This window comes from Mesorhizobium sp. M5C.F.Ca.IN.020.32.2.1 (assembly GCF_004023105.1).
Classification (GTDB): Bacteria; Pseudomonadota; Alphaproteobacteria; order Rhizobiales; family Rhizobiaceae; genus Mesorhizobium; species Mesorhizobium wenxiniae.
On sequence record NZ_RZSX01001002.1, the window covers coordinates 1 to 2,121 of the forward strand.

Annotated in this window: 2 protein-coding genes; both read left to right on the forward strand. The window is 63.1% G+C overall.

Going from position 1 to position 2,121, the window contains the following annotated elements; translation table 11 throughout:
* On the forward strand, positions 1-427 hold a 427-nt coding region (locus tag EOA86_RS32060; protein ID WP_206630196.1), incomplete at its 5' end, for an FAD-dependent monooxygenase.
* Between the two features lie 224 nt (positions 428-651).
* Positions 652-2,121 (forward strand): HAD-IC family P-type ATPase (locus EOA86_RS32065; protein ID WP_128345273.1); only part of this gene is annotated, 1,470 nt, incomplete at its 3' end.

Below are 2,121 nucleotides of genomic sequence, written 5' to 3' on the forward strand. Positions count from 1 at the left end.
GCCAGTTCCGGAGGTCCTTGATCGGACCCCGGCGGACTCGCTGATCTGGGCGGACATTCTCGATCTCGGTCCAATGCCCTCGTTCACGCGCGGGAGAGCGGTTTTGCTTGGCGACGCCGCGCATGCCGTGACGCCAGATCTGGGACAAGGCGCCGGACTTGCCATGGAAGACGCGGCCGTTCTTGCAGCGTTGTTCGGGGGGCTTCCGGCCGACCGGGCCATCCGCGAGTATGACAAACGCCGTCTCGACAGGGCACATAGGGTCGCGGTTGAATCACGCCTCTATGCCAAAATTGCGCAATGGCAGAACCCGCTTGTCGTCCCGCTACGCAACTTGCTGGTAAAGAGCATACCGGAGTATTTCATGGACCGGCAGCTCGAGGCGGTTCTCGATATAGATTTCGAGCCTGTCAGGGCCGCCGCCTAGCGCCGGCGATTAAACGCACCAATCGTCCAATTTTCTGTCGGCGGCATAGTGGCTAAGGCCTTGGCGGCGAGTGAAGGGGCACCCATCTCATCCTGCGGCAACCCCCGGGGGATGCGCCGGCCATATCGCGCGGAAGGTAAGAGATCATTTTGCAGAAAGCCACTTGACCTTCCAGTAACTGGAAACCGTAGGTGGTGGGGGAGTTGCCCATTTAGGAGTGCTCCATGAGCGACCGTCACGATCACGCCACCCACACCGACATATCGCATGGCTCGTGCTGTTCCTCGCACGCGTCGGCCGCTACCTCGATCGTCGTCATCCGCGATCCGGTCTGCGGTATGACGGTCGATCCGGCCGCCGGAAAGCCTTCGGCGACCTTCGGCGGCCACAACTATCATTTCTGTTCGGAAGGCTGCAGGACGAAATTCATGAAGGAGCCGGAAGCCTTTCTCAAGGCGATCGATCCAGTTTGCGGCATGACCGTCGAGCGCGCCACAGCGAAGCACTTCGCGCGCCACGAAGGCAAGGGTTTCTACTTCTGCTCGGCCGGCTGCAAGGGTAAGTTCGAGGCCAACCCCGGCAAATTTCTGAGTGGCCAGCCAGCGTCGGAGCCGATGCCGAAGGGCACGCAATACACCTGCCCCATGCATCCAGAAATCATCCGCGACAAGCCGGGTTCCTGCCCGATCTGCGGCATGGCGCTGGAACCGATGGGCGTGCCGACTGGCGACGAGGGTCCTAATCCGGAACTCGTCGATTTTACCCGTCGACTCTGGGTAAGTGCTGTCCTGTCGATCCCGCTGCTTCTGATCACCATGGGACCGATGTTCGGCCTGCCGTTCCGCGACTGGCTCGGCGAGCAGCCGGCAGCCTGGATTGAGTTGGCGCTGGCGACGCCGGTGGTGCTATGGGCGGCCATCCCCTTCTTCCATCGCGGCTGGGATTCGATCATCAACCGCAGTCCGAACATGTGGACGCTGATCTCGATCGGGGTCGGCACGGCCTATGTCTACAGCGTCGTGGCGACGTTGTTCCCCAATCTCTTTCCGCACCAGTTCCGCGGCCATGGCGGCACGGTTCCGGTCTATTTCGAGGCGGCCGCGGTGATCGTCGCGCTGGTCTTTCTCGGCCAGGTGCTCGAACTGAAGGCAAGGGAGCGCACCGGCTCGGCGATCCGCGCGCTTCTCGACCTCGCGCCGAAGACGGCCAGGCGGATTGCGGCAGACGGTTCGGAGGCAGACGTGCCGCTCGACGAGGTGAAGGCGGGCGAGCGGCTGCGCGTGCGGCCCGGCGACAGTGTGCCGGTCGACGGAACCGTGCTCGAAGGCCGCTCCTCAGTCGACGAATCAATGCTGAGCGGTGAATCCGTTCCGGTCGAGAAGACGGCTGGCTCCCCAGTCACAGGCGGCACGCTCAACAAGAACGGAACGCTCGTCATCCGCGCCGAGAAAGTCGGCGCAGATACGATGCTGTCGCGCATCGTCGAAATGGTCGCCAAGGCACAGCGCTCGCGCGCGCCTATCCAGGGCCTTGCCGACCGCGTCTCATTCTACTTCGTGCCCACTGTCGTTCTCGTCGCCGTCGTCGCCTTCATCGTCTGGGCGGTTATCGGCCCGCAGCCGAGCATGGTTTTCGCCATCGTGTCGGCCGTCTCGGTGCTGATTATCGCCTGTCCCTGCGCACTCGGGCTGGCG